Origin of the sequence: Sutterella megalosphaeroides (assembly GCF_003609995.1) — a bacterium.
Classification (GTDB): Bacteria; Pseudomonadota; Gammaproteobacteria; order Burkholderiales; family Burkholderiaceae_F; genus Sutterella; species Sutterella megalosphaeroides.
The window spans coordinates 588,672-605,872 of record NZ_AP018786.1 but is presented as its reverse complement, the minus strand read 5'-3'; the positions used below and the strand labels follow the sequence as shown (position 1 = coordinate 605,872).

Sequence of the window (17,201 nt, the reverse complement as noted above, 5' to 3'; positions counted from 1 at the left end):
GAGACCACGTCGCCGCAAGCCCGCTAAACTTTTAGAGCAATTATTTCGAGGAGACTGCTCAGAATGCTTCCTTACGACTACGGCGCCGATTCGAACGACGTACCCGGCATCGTCTATATCGTCGACGACGACCTTGACGTGCGCGATTCGCTCAAGTGGCTGCTCGAAGCCAACGATTACCGCGTCGAAGATTACGAAAGCGGCGAAACGTTCATCGCGCAGTTCAACGAAAACGTCCCGTCCGTGATTCTGTGCGACCTGCGCATGCCCGGCATGTCGGGTGCGGACGTTCAGGATCACCTCCTCAAGCGACGCGTCGACGCGCCTTTCATCTTCATCACCGGCCACGGCGACGTTCCGCAGGCGGTCGAAGCCTTCAAAAAGGGAGCGGTCGACTTCATTCAGAAGCCCTTCAAACAGCAGCAGGTGAAAGAGCTCGTCAACCGCATGTTGGAGCGCGCCCGCGAAATCCGCCGTCGCCGCCTCGAGATGCTTCAGAACCGCTCGCTCATCGAAAAGCTCACGCCCCGCGAACAGCAGGTGCTCGACCGCATCGTGCACGGGCGCCTGAACAAGCAAATCGCCGACGACCTCGGGATCTCGATCAAGACCGTCGAAGCGCACCGCGCCTCGATCATGGATAAGACGGGCTCGGGCACGGTCGCCGACCTGATGCGCGTCGTTCTCAAGTCGGAACTCTTCCCGCAGTTGAGCTCCACGCTCGCCGAAATCGTCTCGTCTCTGCCCGGTCACACGGCCGAAACGGGCCTTCCGCACTCGACCGAGGCCGAAGAGCGCGTCCTGCGCCACGACCGCTATCCCGGCAGCCGCTACTGATCGACGGATCGATTGAACGCTCGAGCGGTTTGAATCGGGTTTGAACCGATCGCAACCTCCGACGACGAGGCACTCCGAAAGGGTGCCTCGTCGTCGTTTCGGGGGACGAAGCGCAAACGCCCGCCCGAATACGCCCCGAATACCGCTACACTCGGAGAATCTCTTTTCATTTTCCGAGGACATCCCCATGACTGCCAGGCTTTTCAGCGGCAAGGCGCTTGCTCTTGCCATGGAATCGGATCAGAAAGTGCGCGCCGAAGCGCTCCCCCGCAACCCGGCGCTCGCCGTCGTTCTCGTGGGCGACGATCCCGCAAGCCGCGTCTACGTACGCAACAAAGTGCGGGCCTGCGAACGTACGAGCGTGCGCTCGATCGAGATTACGCTCCCCTACGAAACGACCGAAGAAACCGTTCTCGCCGAAGTCGCGCGTCTCAACGCCGATCCCGAGGTGGACGGCATTCTCGTGCAGCTCCCGTTGCCCGAGCACGTCGACGCGTCGAAGGTCGTCTCCGCCATCGACCCCGCCAAGGACGTGGACGGCTTTCATACGACGTCGGCGGGCTCTCTTCTTCAGGGGCTCCCCGGTTTTCGCCCCTGCACGCCCGCAGGCGTGATGGAAATCCTCAAAGCGGCCGAAATCGACCCCGCAGGCAAGCAGGCCCTTGTGATCGGGCGCTCGATGATCGTCGGCAAACCCATGGCGCTCATGCTCCTTGACGCCGACGCGACCGTCACGATCGCGCACAGCCGCACGCCGAATTTGCCCGAACTCTGCCGCCAGGCCGACATCGTCGTCGCCGCCGCAGGAAAGGCCGACCTCGTCAAAGCCTACATGGTGAAGGAAGGCGCCGTCGTGATCGACGTCGGCACGAACCGACTGCCGAGCGGCCGGCTCGTCGGGGACGTCGCTCCCGACGTCGTCGACCGCGCGTCCGTCATGACCCCGGTTCCCGGGGGAGTGGGCCCCATGACGATTGCCATGCTGATCGAAAACACGATCCGATCGGCCGAAGGTCGTCTCGGGAAGGCGCACTGAGGCCCGCATTTTCTTCTCTCTCATTCTCCGCTTTTAAAATACGCTCACATGTCGACTTCCGAACAGGATCTTCAGCAAACGAACCCCCTTCTTCAGCTCGACGGCCTCATCGACTACGCGGCCGTGCGCCCCGAACACGTCGCGCCCGCGGTCGAGGCACAGCTCGCGCGCGTGAACGCCGCGCTCGAGCACGCCGCCGACCCCGCAACGCCCGCCGCCTGGGACGCGGTGGTCGAGCCCCTTGAAGCGGCCGCGAACGACTTCGGCCGCACCTGGGGCGTGATCGCCCACTTGCAAAGCGTCGTCGATACGCCCGAGTTGCGCGCCGCCTACAACGAGGCGCTTCCCAAGGTGTCGGAGTGCTTCATCCGCCTCTCGCAAAACGAAGCGCTCTACGGGAAGTACAAGGCGATGCGCGAAAGCGCCGACTTTGAAACGCTCTCCCCCGTGCGCCGTCGCCTCGTCGAGCGCGAACTGCGCGACTTCGTCTTGTCGGGGGCGGCGCTTCCCGAAGCGCAACGCTCCCGCGTGAAGGAAATCGGCGAGCGACTGTCGGTCGTCACGCAAAAGTTCAGCGAAAATCTGCTCGACGCGACGAACGCCTACACGCTCGACCTTGAGGACGACTCGCGCTTGAAAGGGATCCCCGCCGACACGCTTGCGCTCTACCGCATGCAGGCCGAAGCCGCCGGTCGCACGGGCTACCGCGTGACGCTTCAGTTCCCCTCGTACCTTCCCTTCATGCGCTACTGCGAAGATCGGGAACTGCGCGAAACGCTCTACCGCGCGTTTGCGACGCGCGCGTCGGAGTTCGACGGGGGGCGCTTCGACAACACGCCCCTCATGTCGGAAATCCTCGCGTTGCGCGCCGAAACGGCGAAGCTCCTCGGCTTTGCGGACTACGGCACGTTGTCGCTTGAGACGAAGATGGCCGAAAGCCCCGCCGAGGTCATGGCGTTCCTGCGCGATTTGGCCGCCCACGCGAAGCCCGCGGCCGAGCGCGACATGGAGGAATTGCGCGCTTTTGCCCGCGAGACGCTCGGGCTTGAGGATCTTCAGAGCTGGGACCAGGCCTACGCTTCCGAAAAGCTCCGCGAAGCCCGCTACAGCTATTCGGACGCGGAAGTGAAGCGTTACTTCACGGAACCCGCCGTCTTTTCGGGCCTTTTCGCGCTCGTGGAAACGCTCTTCGGGATCACGATCCGCGCCGCGGACGCGAGCGTCTGGCACCCGACCGTGAAGTACTTCGAAGTGCTTCGCGAGGGCAAGATCGTCGCGAGCTTCTACGCGGACCTCTACGCGCGCGCGGGCAAGCGCTCGGGCGCCTGGATGGACGGGGAACGCACCCGCACGTTCCGCAACGGCGTTTTGCAGACCCCTGTGGCCTATCTCGTCTGCAACTTCACGCCGGGCGTCGACGGCGCGCCCGCGCTCCTCACGCACGACGACGTGACGACGCTCTTTCACGAGTTCGGGCACACGCTCCACCACGTCCTTACGGCCCAGACCGAATCGGGCGTCTCGGGGATCAACGGCGTCGAATGGGACGCGGTGGAACTTCCGAGCCAGTTCCTCGAAAACTTCGCCTGGGACGAGCGCGTCGTCGCGACCTTGACGAAGCACGTCGAAACGGGCGAAAAGCTCCCGCACGAACTCTTTGCGAAGATGCTTGCGGCGAAGAACTTCGAAGCCGGCATGGCGTGCGTGCGTCAGGTGGAATTCGCACTCTTCGACATGATCCTGCACACGTCGTTCGACCCCGCGCACGAGACCGTGCAGGGGGTGCTCGAGGCCGTGCGCCGCGAAGTGGCGGTGGCGTTCCCGCCCGCCTGGAACCGCTTCGCGCAGAGCTTCTCCCACATCTTTGCGGGGGGCTACGCCGCGGGCTACTACAGCTACAAGTGGGCGGAAGTCCTCTCCTGCGACGCCTTCGAGGCCTTCGAAGAAGCGGGCGTCTTGGATCCCGCGACGGGCAAGCGCTTCCTCACGGAGATCCTCGAGCGCGGTTCGAGCCGCGACGCAATGGAAAACTTCGTTGCGTTCCGCGGCAGGAAGCCCGCGATCGACGCGCTCCTGCGTCTGACTGGCATTGAAACGAAAGCGAAGGACGCCGCGAAGTAAGCGCTCGCCCTCAGCTCCGTAAGACCGTCCTTCACGCCGCCCGAAGCCCTCCGTGCTTCGGGCGGCGTTTTTGTGCCGTGCTTTCGAGTGCGGCCCTCGGGTTACACTACGAAGACGTTTTTCCGAATTTTCACTTTTGCGCGACCCGCGCGATCGCAACGAGGTTCATCCGATGCCCACCCCACTCACGCTTGCGAGCTGGAACGTCAACTCCCTCAAAGTGCGCCTTCCTCAGGTGCTCGACTGGCTTGCCGAAACCCGCACGGACGCGGTCGTCCTGCAGGAAACGAAGCTCGTCGACGAGGCGTTTCCCGTCGAGGCCTTGGCCGCGGCCGGCTATGAGGCGATCTTCACGGGGCAAAAGACCTACAACGGCGTCGCGCTCCTTTACCGACGCGAGACGCTTCGCGTTGCGAACCCCGAGCGCACGACCCTGAATCTTCCCGGCCTCCCCGACGAGCAGAAGCGCTTCGTCGCCACGGAACTCGCGCCCGCAGCCGGGGGCGAGGCCTTCGTCTTTTGCGGGGGCTACATCCCGAACGGCATGGAGACGGGCAGTTGGAAGTTCCTCTACAAGCTCGACTGGTTCGCGGCCTTGGAGCGCGTGACGGGGGAATTCCTCCGCACGAACCCGCGCCTTGTTCTCGGGGGCGACTTCAACATCGCGCCCGAAGACCGCGACTGCTGGAATCCCGCGGAGCGCGAAGGGCAAATCCTCGTCTCCAAACCCGAACGCGCGGCTTTGGCGCGCCTCATGCGCACGTGCGGCCTCTCGGACGCCTTCCGACTCTTTCCCCAGTCGCCCGAAACCTACTCGTGGTGGGATTACCGCCAGGCGGGGTTCGAGAAGAACCGGGGTCTTCGCATCGACCTGCTGCTCGTTTCCGAAGCGCTTCGCGCGCGGGTGAAGGCGAGCACCGTCGACGCCCGTCCCCGCGCGAACGCGCAGCCTTCGGACCACGCGCCCGTGACGCTTGCGCTTGAGCTCGACTGAGAAAAAATCCAATACGCTCGTCCTTCCGACAACCCTCGATCTTTCCCTGTTTTTCGCCATGCGCCGACCGCCTTGTGTTCCCGCCCCCGCCGCAAGCTCCGACCCGTCGGACGCCTCCGCGCAAGAGCCCCGATACGCCGAGGGCGATGCTCTTTGTGACGCCGTTTGTGACGATCTTGAAGTTCGCACCGCCCGCCGCCCGGATGAGAACGTCGAATTCCTCTCGGACTCCGAACCGACGCCGCTTCGCGTCGGGATCCCCGGGGACTTCATTCCGTTTGCGCTTCGCGACACCGAGGGCAACGTGGTCGGGCACGACGCTGAACTTCTGGAGCTTCTCGCCGAGCGGGCGGGTTTTGCGGGACGGGTCGTCCTGTGCGCCTCCGCCTGGAAGACCCTCTTTTCGGACCTCGTTTCGGGGCGGGTCGATCTTGTCTGCGGGGGCGTATCCGTGACGCCCGAGCGGTGCCGAACGGCGACGGCCCTTCCCCGCTACGCCCCTTTTTGGAAAACGGGGCTCGTGCGGCGCGAGGATCGGGAGCGCTTCGCGGGGCTTGAAGTCAAGGCGTTCGACAACGAAAACCTTCGCGTCGTCAAGAACCCGGGCGGCACGAACGAAACCTGGGTGGACGCGAACCTTACGCACGCCCGCGTGCGGCTTCATCCCGTCAACGAAGAAATCCCCGGTCTCATCGCCGCGGGCGAAGGGGATTTGATGGTGACGGACGTCACCGAAGCGCGCTGGTACGCGGCGCGCGACGCGAGGCTCGCGGTCCTTGCGCAACGTTTCACCCCCGTCGAATACAAGGCCTTCTACGTGCGTCGAGGCTTTGCGGGAGCGGAAGCTCTTCGGCGCGCCTGGGAGGATTTGGCCGCCGACGGGGCGCTTTCCGAGCTTGCGCGACGCTGGGGCATTGACGCGTGATCGATGCGCGATCGGCGCGCAAAGGCTTTGATGGAAGGGCGACGGGAGGCCCGCACGCGAGAAACCGCCTAGGCGAACCCGTCTAAGCATTCCGTTGGAGACCCACTGCGTTGGCGCAAGAGAGTTTTCATTTGACTGCGGGCCGCGCGCCGGAGCCTTTTTGCACGACCTCGGAAGGCCGTGCGCCGTGCTTAAATGAATCGAAGCGGGCCCTCCTTTTTGCCGAAGCGGCAAATCTCGGAGCCTCTTGGGGACGGGGACAACGCCCCGCCCTTTTTTCCAAACGAATCCCCGAATCAAGGAGATTTTCATGTTGAATCGTCGCACTTTGTTGAGTGCCATCGGTGTGGTGGCACTGAGTAGTGCCTCCTATTTTCCGATCGCCTCGCACGCCGCGACGATCAAGGGAGAAGGAAGCCGCCCCGTTCGCATCGTCGTTCCGTACCCGCCCGGAGGCCCCCTGGACGTCTCCGCGCGCGCGATCGCCGATGCGGTGGCACCCGTACTCGGTACGGTCGTTGTCGAAAACCGCCCCGGAGCGGGCGGCAACGTCGGCATGGCCTACGTGAAGCGCCGTCCCGCCGACGGGATGACGCTCGTCATGGGGGCCGTGGCAACGCACGCCATCAATCCCTTCCTCTTCAAGAATCTCCCCTACGACGCCGAAAACGATTTCCGCCCCGTGACGCTCGTCGCGACGGCGCCGAACGTGCTCGTCATCACGCCGGAATTCTCCGCGAAGACCGGCGTCAAATCCCTCAAGGATCTCGTCGACTACGCGAAGGCGAATCCGGGGAAGCTCAATTACGCTTCGGGCGGCAACGGCTCCGCCGGTCACATGGCGGGCGAACTTCTCAAGAACCGCTGCGGGATCGATCTCGTTCACATCCCCTTTGCGGGCGCGTCGCCCGCGCTTCTCTCGGTGCTCTCGGGCCAGACGGACCTGATCTTCGACAACCTCGCGAGTTCCGCCGCGAACATCCGTGCGGGGAAACTCCTGGCGCTTGCCGTCACGACGAAGGAACGGTCCCCCCTCATGCCCGAAATTCCGACCATGGCCGAAGCGGGGGTACCCGACTTCGACATCTACACGTGGTTCGGTCTGATGGTGCCCGCGAAGACCCCCGACAACCTCGTCGCCGAACTCTCGGACGCGATCCGTCCGGTACTCGCCGACCCCGAAACGGTGAAGAAATTCGCCGCGTTCGGTGCGGTCGCATCGCCCACGTCGCCCGAAGACTTCGGAAAACTGATGGTCGAGGAACGCGCCAAATACAAGGAACTCGTGGCCCTCTCGGGCGCGCGAGTCGACTGAGGCCGCTCGCTTGACGCCGACGCTCCCGCAAGCACTCGCGCTTTCGGGGGCGTTCTTCGTTGGCCCCCCAAGCTCGGTACACTTCTTCGTGGTTACCTCGAGGGCAAGGATCCGGAAGCATCGGATCCTCGCTCTTCGAGGCGTTTTCCGGCCGAAACCGCGTTCTTTCTCGAACCGTTCGAACCGTTCGAACCGATTGAGCCGCTTCAAGCGTTTGAAGCGGTTCGCTCGGCCTTCCCGTTTTGCGTCCGCTCGTGTTGCGGGCAAGCATCCGGGCTCCCGACCGACGGGCGCCCGAACGAACACTCATGCACATTCACAATCTCAAAGACTTCGCTGCGGGTCTGCTCTACATCCTCTTGGGGCTCGGCGCCATGACCTTCATCGGTGAGGGCGAGCTCGGAACGCTCGCTCAGATGGGCCCCCTCTACTTCCCGAAAATCGTCGGAGCCGGCTTGGCCCTGACGGGTACGGCCGTCCTTTTGAAGAGCCTCAGGCTCGGTGCGGCCGATGCGGACAACGCCGACCGCCTCAACCTGCACGCCTGGCGTCCCATGCCCGTTCTCGTCATTCTCGGAAGCGCCGTGATCTTCGCCCTGACGCTTCTTCCGTTCGGGTTCCTGCTCTCCGCATTCCTCACGGTCTTCGCGTCGACGCTCGCGCACCCGTCCTTTGCCTGGAAGCGCTCGGTGCTCCTTGCGGCGGGCCTGACGGCGCTCACCGCGCTCATCTTCGTCTACGGCATGGGGCTTTCCGTCACGCTCCTTCCGCCCGCGTTCGATCTCATCTGAGGAAATGACCATGGATTTGCTTCAAAATCTTCAGCTCGGGCTTGAGAACGCCGTCACGCTCACCAATCTCCTCTACTGCTTCGTCGGCGTGACGCTCGGCACGCTCGTGGGGGTCCTCCCCGGCATGGGGCCCGTCGCCACGGTGGCGATGCTTCTTCCGATCACGTATTCGCTCGATCCGTCGACCGCGCTCATCATGCTCGCGGGCATTTACTACGGCTCGCAGTACGGGGGCTCCACCACCGCCGTGCTCGTCAACATTCCGGGCGAAGCCTCGGCGGTCGTCACGTGCTTGGACGGCCACCGCATGGCGAAAGCGGGTCGCGCCGGAGCGGCGCTCGGCATCGCCGCGCTCGGGAGTTTTGCGGCAGGGTGCTTTGCGACGGTCCTGATCGCCGCCTTTGCGGCGCCCTTGACCGAAATCGCCTTCGAATTCGGTCCGCGCGAATACTTCAGCCTCATGGTTCTGGGGCTCGTGGGCGCGGTGGTGCTCGCAAGCGGGTCGCTGCTCAAAGCGATCGGGATGATCTTCATCGGGATCCTCTTCGGGCTCGTGGGAATGGACGTCAATTCGGGAGCTCTTCGCTACGCCTTCGGCGTCGACGAACTCATGGACGGGATCGACTTCGTGGCGCTTTCGATGGGGATCTACGGTTTCTCGGAAATCATCCGCAACCTCGAAGCCAACGCCGGTCGCGAAACCGTGCCCGAACCCGTGGGCTCGGTCCTTCCCTCGTGGAAAGACATCCGCGAGAGCGCGGGCGCGATCTGCCGCGGCACGGTCGTGGGGTCCTTCCTCGGGATCCTGCCCGGGGGCGGGGCGCTTCTTTCATCCTTTGCGAGCTACACGCTGGAGAAAAAGCTTGCGGGCGACAAGGCGGAACCCCGCTTCGGCGAAGGCAATATCCGCGGCGTGGCGGGTCCCGAATCCGCCAACAACGGGGGCGCGCAGACGAGCTTCATTCCGATGCTCACGCTCGGGATTCCGTCGAACGCCGTGATGGCACTCATGATCGGCGCCCTGATGCTTCACGACATCACGCCCGGTCCCCAGGTGATGACCACGAACCCCGGCCTCTTCTGGGGGCTCATCGTCTCGATGTGGATCGGGAACGTCTTCCTCGTGATCCTCAACCTGCCGCTTATCGGCCTCTGGGTGCGGCTCCTGCGCGTTCCCTATCCGCTCCTTTACCCGGCGATTCTCATCTTCTGCGCGATCGGCGTCTATTCGATCAACGCCAACACGTTCGACATCTGGATGACGATCGGGTTCGGCCTTTTCGGCTACGTCTTCGCGAAGCTCGGCTGCGAGTGTGCGCCGCTTTTGCTCGGCTTCATCCTGGGGCCGATGCTTGAAGAAAACTTCCGACGCGCGCTCCTTTTGTCGCGCGGCGACCTCACGACCTTCGTCGCGTCGCCGATTTCCGCCACGCTCCTTGCGGTGTCGGTGCTGCTCCTTGCGATCGTCGTCTTCCCGTCGGTGCGCTCGGGCCGAGAACAGGCCTTCCGAGAGGACGACTGACGGATCGACCGGACGAACGAGCCGCTTGGGCTCCGAAGCCGGATGAAAAACGGGCGCTTCCCTCGGCGGGGAAGCGCCCGTTTTGTTTTCGGTTTCGATGCTCGGAGGGGCTCAGCGCGTCGCCCGATCGAGCGTGTCGCACCAGAGAAGCGCGGCACGCAAGTCGCCCGAGGCCCCTTCAACGTTCTTTTCCGCCGCCCAGGCGACAAGGTCCTTTGCAAGAAACCCCGCCGTGCGTACGCCAGGGAGCGTTCCGACCTCGATGCGTTCGAGCTTGTCGACATCGAGTCGAACGCTCGGGAAGGCTCCGCACCATTCGGACTCGGGCACGAGGGCGCCCGTCTTCCCCCACACGACGATCAGGGTCGAGGTGCTGTCGGGGTCGTCCCCCGCATCGTGAAGAAGCGCCGTCATGTCTTCGGCCCAGAGCGATCGGGCCCGCAGCCGGTCCCTCAGCCACAGGAACGGCCACACGAGAAAGAGGAACCAGAAGGGTCCGCCCAAAATCCCCGCGACCGCAAGCCACGTGCCGTCTTTGACGCCCTCGAAGGTGAGGGCCGTGCCGAGCATCCCCCAGAGAAACCACACCATCCAGTAGCGGCGGCGCCGATCGCGGGCAACGGGCATGTCGACGAGTTTCCCGAGCCCTTGCAGGCGCGCGTCGACGTTCGTCGCGTCGTCGGCTTCGGAGGACGTTTCGACGATCGCTTTGTCGTTGTCCGGGTCGGTCATGTTCGTCATTTCCCTTCCTCCTTCAGCACGCGGGCGCGCAGCTGCCCGCACCCGCCGTCGACGTCCTGGGCGGCCGAGTCGCGAAGCGTCGCAACAATCCCCGCCGCGCGCAGGCGCGCGACGAGCGCCCGGGCATGTTCGGGCTCGGGACGGCGGTAGGGGCTCCCTTCGACGGCGTTGACCGGAATGAAGTTCACCATCGCGTACTGACCGGAGAGGCGTCGCGCGAGTTCGTCGATTTCTTCGAACGAGTCGTTCACGCCCGCCATCAGGGTCCATTCGTACTGCACGGGGTAGCCCGAGAAGCGCGCGTAGCGCTCCGCCGCATCCGTCAGAGCCTCGACCGTCATGCGCGTGCCGCGGGGAAGAAGCGTGCGGCGTTTCACTTCGTCGATCGCGTGAAGCGATACGGCGAGCGCGGGCCGCACGCGCGAGGCGAAAAGTTCGTTGAAAAGCCGCTCGTCCCCGACCGTCGAAATGACGAGGTCCTTGTGCCCGAAGTCGCCGTACTCGGCGAGAAACCGCACGGCCGAAAGGACGTTCCTCAGGTTGTGGGAGGGTTCGCCCATCCCCATGAAGACGATTTTCTTCGTAAGGGGCCGCAAGGCTCGGGCCGTTGCCGCCTGCGCGGCGATTTCAAGGTCCGAAAGCTGCCGCACGAGTCCGCCCTTCCCCGTCATGCAAAAAACGCACCCGACGGCGCAGCCCATCTGGGTCGAAACGCACACGCCGCGTCGCGGCAGCAACACGCACTCGACCGTTTGACGGTCGGCAAGCGTCACGAGAAGACGTTCGCTCTCGGGATCGGCCCCGGGGTGGCGGGAGCGCACCGACAAAACCGCCGCCATGCGGGCGCGCCAGGCGGCAAGCCCCTCGCGCACGCGCTTCGGGAAGCGTTCGTCCGACGCGTCGGGCCAGGCGGCGCGTCCGAGGTACGCGCGAAAGAGCGTGCGCACGTGCTGGGGCTTCGCGCCGAGCGCTTCGAGCGCGATCGAGGCTTCCTCGATCGAGGAAAAGGGCTCTGCCTCAAGGGCGGTTTCGGTTTCGGGGACGATGTCGATCCGGGCGCTTCGGCCGGGCTCGAGGACGGGGTCGGACATGAGTGCTCGCAGAGGTTCGAAGAAAAACGCTTCGGACCATCCGAAGCGGCCGTCATTCTACAGGGAAGGCGGTCCGCGCGACCTTCGGGCGGAGGAGCTCTTCGGAGCTTCGAAGCGTCGAATTCAGTCCTCGAGCGTCCCTGCGAAAAAGAGCCGCAGGGCGTCCCTCAGTTCCCGCTCGAACTCGGGCGTCGTATTGGGGCCGGGGACGGGCAACGCGAGAACGAGCGCGCGTTCGCGCCGTTCGCCTTCGACGCGAAGGCGCGTCGAGGTGAGGCGCCGCGCGGGCTCGACCGTACGCCCGAGCGCGGCGTCGATGCGGTCCGTCAGGGCGGGATCCCGCAGAGCGTCGAAGAGGTAGCAGGAAACAAGAACGAGAAGGGACGGCCGCCGCTCGGCAAGGAGCCGCACAAAGTCGTCCGAATCCCGAACGAGTTCCGTCACCTGTTCGGGGCCGCGCACCGCGCGCTTCCAGCCGCCCGCGGGCCACACGGCAAGCGAAAAGCGGCGCGCTTCCGTCTCAACGGGAAAACCCGCCGCCGCAAGCCACCCGAGGACGCGCCGTACGGCAGGCCCCCGGTCGATGCGTGCGGCCGTGATGAGACCGCGCGCGGCGGGCTTCGCACCGGGCTCGGGCTCCGGTCCGAAGCCCGGCAACAACACGATGAGAAAACCCCCGCGGGCGTTTTCGGGCGTTTCCCCCGTTCCGGGCGGGTCGCTGCGACGTCGTGCGCGGGCCATGGGTGCGGCTCCTCCCGAGCTCAGTCTTCGAGACCGAGCGCGCGGATTTTGCGTGTGAGCGTGTTGCGCCCGACCCCAAGCCGCTCGGCCGCCTCCATGCGGCGGCCTTTCGTGGCGGCCAAGGCCGCACGAACGAGCACGGTTTCGACGCGGTCGGTGACATGCCCCCAGAGGCCGGGTTCGTTGCGTTCCAGCCGTGCGACGACGTCCGCTTCGAGGGCCGCGGCCCAGTCGACCCAGTCACTCTCCGACCGATGGGCGTCCGCCCCCCCTCGGCTGCTCAAGTCGCTCGATGCGGTCGACGCGACCGATCCCGACTCGCCCGCCGTGCGCCCCTCGGGGCGCTGCACCTCGTAGGGAAGATCCTCGAAACGGATTTCCTGCGAGGGCGCCATGACGAGCAACCACCGGCAGATGTTTTCGAGCTGTCGGACGTTCCCCGGGAAGGGGAAGCGCTCCAAGGCCGCCAACGCTTCCGGGGTGAGGCGCTTGGGTTCGAGCCCCAATTCGACGGCGCCCGCCGTGAGGAAGTGTTCCGCGAGGGGCTTCACGTCTTCGCGACGGTCCCGAAGCGGCGGAAGCCGCAGGCGAATGACGTTCAAACGGTGGTAGAGGTCTTCGCGGAAGGTCCCCTCGCGCACGGCCGCTTCGAGGTCGCGGTTCGTTGCGGCGATCACGCGCACGTCCGCCTTGAGGGGTTCTCGGCCGCCCACGCGGTAGTAGGTGCCGCTGCTTAAAACGCGCAGAAGGCGCGTCTGAAGTTCCATCGGCATGTCGCCGATTTCGTCGAGAAAGAGCGTCCCGCCCGCGGCTTCGCCGAAGCGACCCGCGCGCGAGGCGCTCGCCCCCGTGAAGGCGCCCTTTTCGTGTCCGAAGAGTTCGCTCTCCAGAAGCTCCCGAGGAATCGCCGCCATGTTGAGCGCCACGTAAGGCGCGCGGCTACGGGGGCTGTGCTGCCAGAGGGCGCGCGCCACCACTTCTTTGCCCGCCCCGGATTCCCCCGTAAGGAGCACGGTGACGGAACTCTGCGACAGGCGCCCGATCGCACGAAAGACTTCCTGCATGGCGGGCGCGCGACCGATGAGGCCGTCGTCGACAAGAGCGGAACCGTCGCCGCCGACGGCGCCCGTTGCTCCCGCAGTGCGGCGCGCGTCGGCGCTCGGAGAGCCGGAGCCCGTTCGGGCCGAATCGCTTGAATCGTTCGAAGAGGCTGAGGCCGTTTTCCCGGCGGCAAGCGCCGATTCGGCTGCGGTTTCGGGTTCGAGCGCGCGCTTGCGGCGCGCGTACTCGGTTGCGGCGCGCTCGACCAGCTCCAGAACCTTCTCGATGTCGAAGGGCTTCGTCAGGTACTCGAAGGCGCCGCTTCGGTACGCGGAAACGGCGCTCTCCAGGTCGGAGAAGGCCGTCATGATGAGGACGGGCACCTGAGGGAGCGCCGTGTTGAGGCGCTCCACCAATTCCACGCCCGAGATTCCCGGCATGCGGATGTCGGAAAGGATGACGGCGGGCTCCTCGACTTCGCCCCGCTTCACCGCTTCGAGCTTCTCGAGCACCGCAGAGCCGTTTTCGAACGTACGGGCGGCGTGCCCCGCGCGCTCGAGCGCGCGGGAGAGCACCCAACGGATCGCACGATCGTCGTCGACCACCCAGACGGGAGCCGTCGATGCGGCAGACGCAGGGCGCGATGCGTCGCGGGACACATCACGCGAGTCGGCAGGAGATGCGGCACGGGGTTCGTTCGTCAATTTCGTTCTCCTTGGTCGTTGTCGGTTCCTAGGGGATGGTTGCGCGCGTTTCGGGAAGCCGCGGGCTTGGCAGGCTCAAAGGGAAGCAACACGCGAAAAACGGTGCGCCCCGGGCGGCTTTCAACGAGCACCGAGCCGCCCGCCTCTTCCACGTAGGATTTGACGAGCGAAAGCCCGAGGCCCGAGCCTTCGGCTCGGCCCGTCACGAGCGGAAAGAAAATCCGGTCGCGGATCGCCTCGGGAATGCCCGGGCCGTTATCGAGCACATCCAGGGCGAGCGCCCGCTTTCGGCGCACGTCCCCGACGAAGGCATCCCGCACGAAGCGCGTGCGCAGTTCAATTCGGGGTTCCGCAACCGCGCCACCGCGCAGCGCTTCGGCGGCATTGCGAACGAGATTGAGAAAGACCTGCGTGAGGCGCCCTTCGTCCGCGAGGACGGGCGGAATCGACACGTCGTAGTCCCGAACGAACGCCACCTCGGGGAATTCGTGCGCGATGAGGCTCTTCACGTGCTCGAGGAGTTCATGGAGTTCCACGGGCCCCGTCCGTTCGGCCGAGCGGTAGGGTTCCAACAGCCTTTCAACGAGGCGCGTCAGCCGGTCCGCTTCGTCGAGGATCACGCCCGTACACTCGCGGTCTTCGTCGCACGTGAGGTCGCTTTCCAACAACTGCGCCGCCCCGCGAATGCCGCCCAAGGGGTTCTTCACTTCGTGCGCGAGGTTGCGAAGAAGCTCCCGATTCGCGCGCGCGACTTCGGCTTCGAGACGCCGCCGCTCGTCCCGAAGGACGTCCGTCAAATCGATCGTCTCGACGAGAAAGGCACTTCCCGGAATGCGGGGCTCTTCCCAGCGGGAGAAAACCGCCCGAACGGGCCGCTCTCCGTCGGGACCGAGGTTGAAGTGCGAGAGAGTGGAGGCGGTCGCGATGCCGGAGACGTTCGAAGCGTTTCCGCTCCCGTTCGCCGAGAGCTCTTCGCCGTCCTGCGGTAGGTCGCCCCGTTCGGCGCCGAGATGCGCGACGAGCGCGCCCGTTTCTTCGACGAACGTCGAAAAGTCGAGCCCCGCGAGTCCCCGTCGGGTCTTCGCCGCAAACGCTTCCGCGGCGGCGTTGGCGGTGAGAATCCGCCCGCGGGCGTCGAGCACCCAGAGGGCGGTCGTCAACCGCTCCCAGGCGGGCTCGAGAAGGTGGTCGGTCGTCATGTCGGTGGAGCCTCTCGGGGGGCGCGTCCGATGCGCCGCGTGCGAAGGAAAGATGAAAAACGGGGCGACGCTCGGTCGGCGCCGCCCCGGCGGTCGGTGCCCGGAGCTCGCCCGCTTGCAAGCGGACGCCCCGGGGCCGAAACCCGTTCGGATCGTTCCGGTCCTTGTCGAACGAGAACGATCAGAGCGAGTAGTAGAGGTCGAAGTCGAGCGGCGTCACGGCCATCTGCGCGCGGAGCACTTCCTTGCGCTTCACGGCGATGTAGGCGTCGATCATGTCGTTCGAGAAGACGCCGCCGCGCGTCAGGAACTCGCGGTCCTTGTCGAGAGCATCAAGCGCCGCGTCGAGCGACGGAGCAACGGTCGGGATCTTGGCGTTTTCTTCGGGCGGCAGATCGTAGAGATTCTTGTCCGCGGCTTCGCCCGGATGAATCTTGTTTTCGATGCCGTCGAGACCTGCCATGAGGAGGGCCGAGAAGCCGAGGTAGGGGTTGCAGAGCGGATCGGGGAAACGCACTTCGATGCGACGGGCCTTCGGGCTCGTCACGTGCGGAATGCGGATCGAAGCCGAACGGTTGCGCGCCGAGTAGGCGAGCTTCACCGGAGCTTCGAAGCCCGGAACGAGACGCTTGTAGGAGTTGACGCCCGGGTTCGTGATGGCGTTCAAAGCGCGGGCGTGCTTGATGATGCCGCCGATGTAGTAGAGGGCGAGTTCGGAGAGGCCCGCGTAGCCGTTCCCGGAGAAAAGGTTCGTGCCGTCCTTCCAGATCGACTGGTGGACGTGCATGCCGGAGCCGTTGTCGCCTTCGATGGGCTTGGGCATGAAGGTCGCGGTCTTGCCGAAGGCGGCCGCCACGTTCCAGATCGTGTACTTCGTGATCTGCGTCCAGTCGGCGCGTTCGACGAGGGTGCTGAACTTCGTGCCGATTTCGCACTGGCCGGCGCCGCCCACTTCGTGGTGGTGGATTTCTACCGGAACGCCCTGCTGCTCGATGAGGGTGCACATTTCCGAGCGGATGTCGGCGAGCGAATCCACCGGCGTCACGGGGAAGTAGCCGCCCTTCATGCGGTTGCGGTGACCGAGGTTGCCGCCTTCGAGGTCAAGACCCGTCGACCAGGGGCCTTCTTCGCTCTCGATACGGTAGAAGCTCTTGCCGGGCGTATGGTCCCAGGCGACGGAGTCGAAGATGAAAAATTCGGGTTCGGGACCGAAGTAAGCCGTGTCGCCGATGCCGGTCGACTTCAGATAGGCTTCGGCGCGGCGGGCGGTCGAACGGGGATCGCGCTCGTAGCCTTTGCCGGTCGTGGGCTCCAGAACGTCGCACGTGAGGATGAGCGTGTTGGCTTCGCGGAACGGATCCATGCGCGCCGTGGCGGGATCGGGCTGCAGAAGCATGTCGGAGGCTTCGATGCCGCGCCAGCCGGTAAAGGACGAGCCGTCGAAGGGCTGACCGAGATCGAACGTGTCTTCGTCGATGCGCTCGGCGGGCACCGTGAGGTGCATTTCCTTGCCGAGGATGTCCGTAAAGCGCAGATCCACGAACTTCACGTCGTTGTCTTTGATCATCTGTAGCACGTCGGAACTGGACGTCATGGTGTTCTCCGTTGAATCAGGAAAGAGGGGAGCTTCGCGAAGCGGGCGAAGCGAACCGCCGAAAAAAGAAATCGGACCGCAAGGCGTCGAACCGCTCGCCGTCTCTCGGTGCGTACCTTTATACGCAGCAAGATTCGTGCCAAACCGAAAAACCGGTGAAGGACGACGAAAAAACCGAAGGCGAACGCCCGAGGGGCGCCCGGACCGACCGACGCGCGCCGCTTGCGGCCCGAAGCTCCCCGAAGGGCCTCGCGGGACCGCACGGCAACGTGCGCCGAAGATTGCGCTCATTATGCCCGCTTTCGGGCGCAGTCGCACCATATCGGTGCGAAACGAGGCGCCCGTTTTGTGCATGCTTGGTGCGCGGGCGGTGCGTGCGGGAACGAGCCTCGGGGCGGTTGGCGTGTACCCGACTGCCCTTTCGGGCCGGACACGGACTCGGGCATCGTCCGGGGGACTTTGCCGACGGAGGCGAACGAAAGTGGGAAGAACGGTTGTGCGAACGCGCGAAAGCAGTGCGTCGAGTCCTTCGGCGAAGGATCGACGCAC

The 17,201-nt window shown here is 65.1% G+C and carries 14 protein-coding genes; 8 read left to right on the top strand and 6 right to left on the bottom strand.

Features of this window, described 5'->3' with window-relative positions; translation table 11 throughout:
- Window positions 1-63 precede the first annotated feature (63 nt).
- From S6FBBBH3_RS02855 to S6FBBBH3_RS02820, 8 genes are all read left to right on the top strand, one after another.
- The gene (locus tag S6FBBBH3_RS02855; RefSeq protein ID WP_120176334.1) at window positions 64-837 is read left to right on the top strand and encodes a response regulator transcription factor; all 774 of its coding nucleotides are present in this window, start codon (window positions 64-66) and stop codon (window positions 835-837) included.
- A 187-nt stretch (window positions 838-1,024) separates the two neighbouring features.
- On the top strand, window positions 1,025-1,873 hold the full coding sequence (gene folD, locus S6FBBBH3_RS02850; protein ID WP_120176333.1) for a bifunctional methylenetetrahydrofolate dehydrogenase/methenyltetrahydrofolate cyclohydrolase FolD: 849 nt from the start codon (window positions 1,025-1,027) through the stop codon (window positions 1,871-1,873).
- Between the two features lie 48 nt (window positions 1,874-1,921).
- On the top strand, window positions 1,922-3,994 hold the full coding sequence (locus tag S6FBBBH3_RS02845; protein ID WP_120176332.1) for a M3 family metallopeptidase: 2,073 nt from the start codon (window positions 1,922-1,924) through the stop codon (window positions 3,992-3,994).
- A gap of 172 nt (window positions 3,995-4,166) precedes the next feature.
- Window positions 4,167-4,988 (top strand): exodeoxyribonuclease III, encoded by an 822-nt coding sequence (gene xth, locus S6FBBBH3_RS02840; RefSeq protein ID WP_120177798.1) that lies wholly within the window; start codon window positions 4,167-4,169, stop codon window positions 4,986-4,988.
- 58 nt (window positions 4,989-5,046) lie between these two features.
- Window positions 5,047-5,913, top strand: a complete 867-nt coding sequence (locus S6FBBBH3_RS02835; protein WP_123957628.1) for a transporter substrate-binding domain-containing protein — start codon at window positions 5,047-5,049, stop codon at window positions 5,911-5,913.
- A 310-nt stretch (window positions 5,914-6,223) separates the two neighbouring features.
- Window positions 6,224-7,228 (top strand): Bug family tripartite tricarboxylate transporter substrate binding protein, encoded by a 1,005-nt coding sequence (locus S6FBBBH3_RS02830; protein WP_179950564.1) that lies wholly within the window; start codon window positions 6,224-6,226, stop codon window positions 7,226-7,228.
- Between the two features lie 308 nt (window positions 7,229-7,536).
- On the top strand, window positions 7,537-8,019 hold the full coding sequence (locus S6FBBBH3_RS02825) for a tripartite tricarboxylate transporter TctB family protein (protein WP_120176330.1): 483 nt from the start codon (window positions 7,537-7,539) through the stop codon (window positions 8,017-8,019).
- 10 nt (window positions 8,020-8,029) lie between these two features.
- Window positions 8,030-9,541 carry a tripartite tricarboxylate transporter permease gene (locus tag S6FBBBH3_RS02820; protein WP_120176329.1) on the top strand — a complete coding sequence of 504 codons (1,512 nt, stop codon included), beginning with the start codon at window positions 8,030-8,032 and terminating at the stop codon, window positions 9,539-9,541.
- Window positions 9,542-9,652: 111 nt separating this feature from the next.
- Here the strand turns inward: S6FBBBH3_RS02820 and S6FBBBH3_RS02815 are convergent, their stop codons facing one another.
- From S6FBBBH3_RS02815 to glnA, 6 genes are all read right to left on the bottom strand, one after another.
- Window positions 9,653-10,282 carry a DUF805 domain-containing protein gene (locus S6FBBBH3_RS02815; protein WP_120176328.1) on the bottom strand — a complete coding sequence of 210 codons (630 nt, stop codon included), beginning with the start codon at window positions 10,280-10,282 and terminating at the stop codon, window positions 9,653-9,655.
- Entirely contained in the window at window positions 10,279-11,373 is a 1,095-nt protein-coding gene (locus tag S6FBBBH3_RS02810; RefSeq protein WP_120176327.1) for an RNA methyltransferase, read from the bottom strand. Before S6FBBBH3_RS02810 ends, S6FBBBH3_RS02815 begins: the two co-directional genes overlap by 4 nt.
- A gap of 123 nt (window positions 11,374-11,496) precedes the next feature.
- The gene (locus S6FBBBH3_RS02805) at window positions 11,497-12,114 is read right to left on the bottom strand and encodes a hypothetical protein (protein WP_120176326.1); all 618 of its coding nucleotides are present in this window, start codon (window positions 12,112-12,114) and stop codon (window positions 11,497-11,499) included.
- A 20-nt stretch (window positions 12,115-12,134) separates the two neighbouring features.
- The gene (locus S6FBBBH3_RS02800) at window positions 12,135-13,859 is read right to left on the bottom strand and encodes a sigma 54-interacting transcriptional regulator (RefSeq protein WP_170143798.1); all 1,725 of its coding nucleotides are present in this window, start codon (window positions 13,857-13,859) and stop codon (window positions 12,135-12,137) included.
- Window positions 13,856-15,058 (bottom strand): two-component system sensor histidine kinase NtrB, encoded by a 1,203-nt coding sequence (locus S6FBBBH3_RS02795; RefSeq protein WP_120176324.1) that lies wholly within the window; start codon window positions 15,056-15,058, stop codon window positions 13,856-13,858. The genes S6FBBBH3_RS02800 and S6FBBBH3_RS02795 overlap by 4 nt, the downstream gene beginning before the upstream one ends.
- A gap of 181 nt (window positions 15,059-15,239) precedes the next feature.
- Window positions 15,240-16,652 (bottom strand): type I glutamate--ammonia ligase, encoded by a 1,413-nt coding sequence (gene glnA, locus S6FBBBH3_RS02790; protein ID WP_120176323.1) that lies wholly within the window; start codon window positions 16,650-16,652, stop codon window positions 15,240-15,242.
- Window positions 16,653-17,201: the final 549 nt, after the last annotated feature.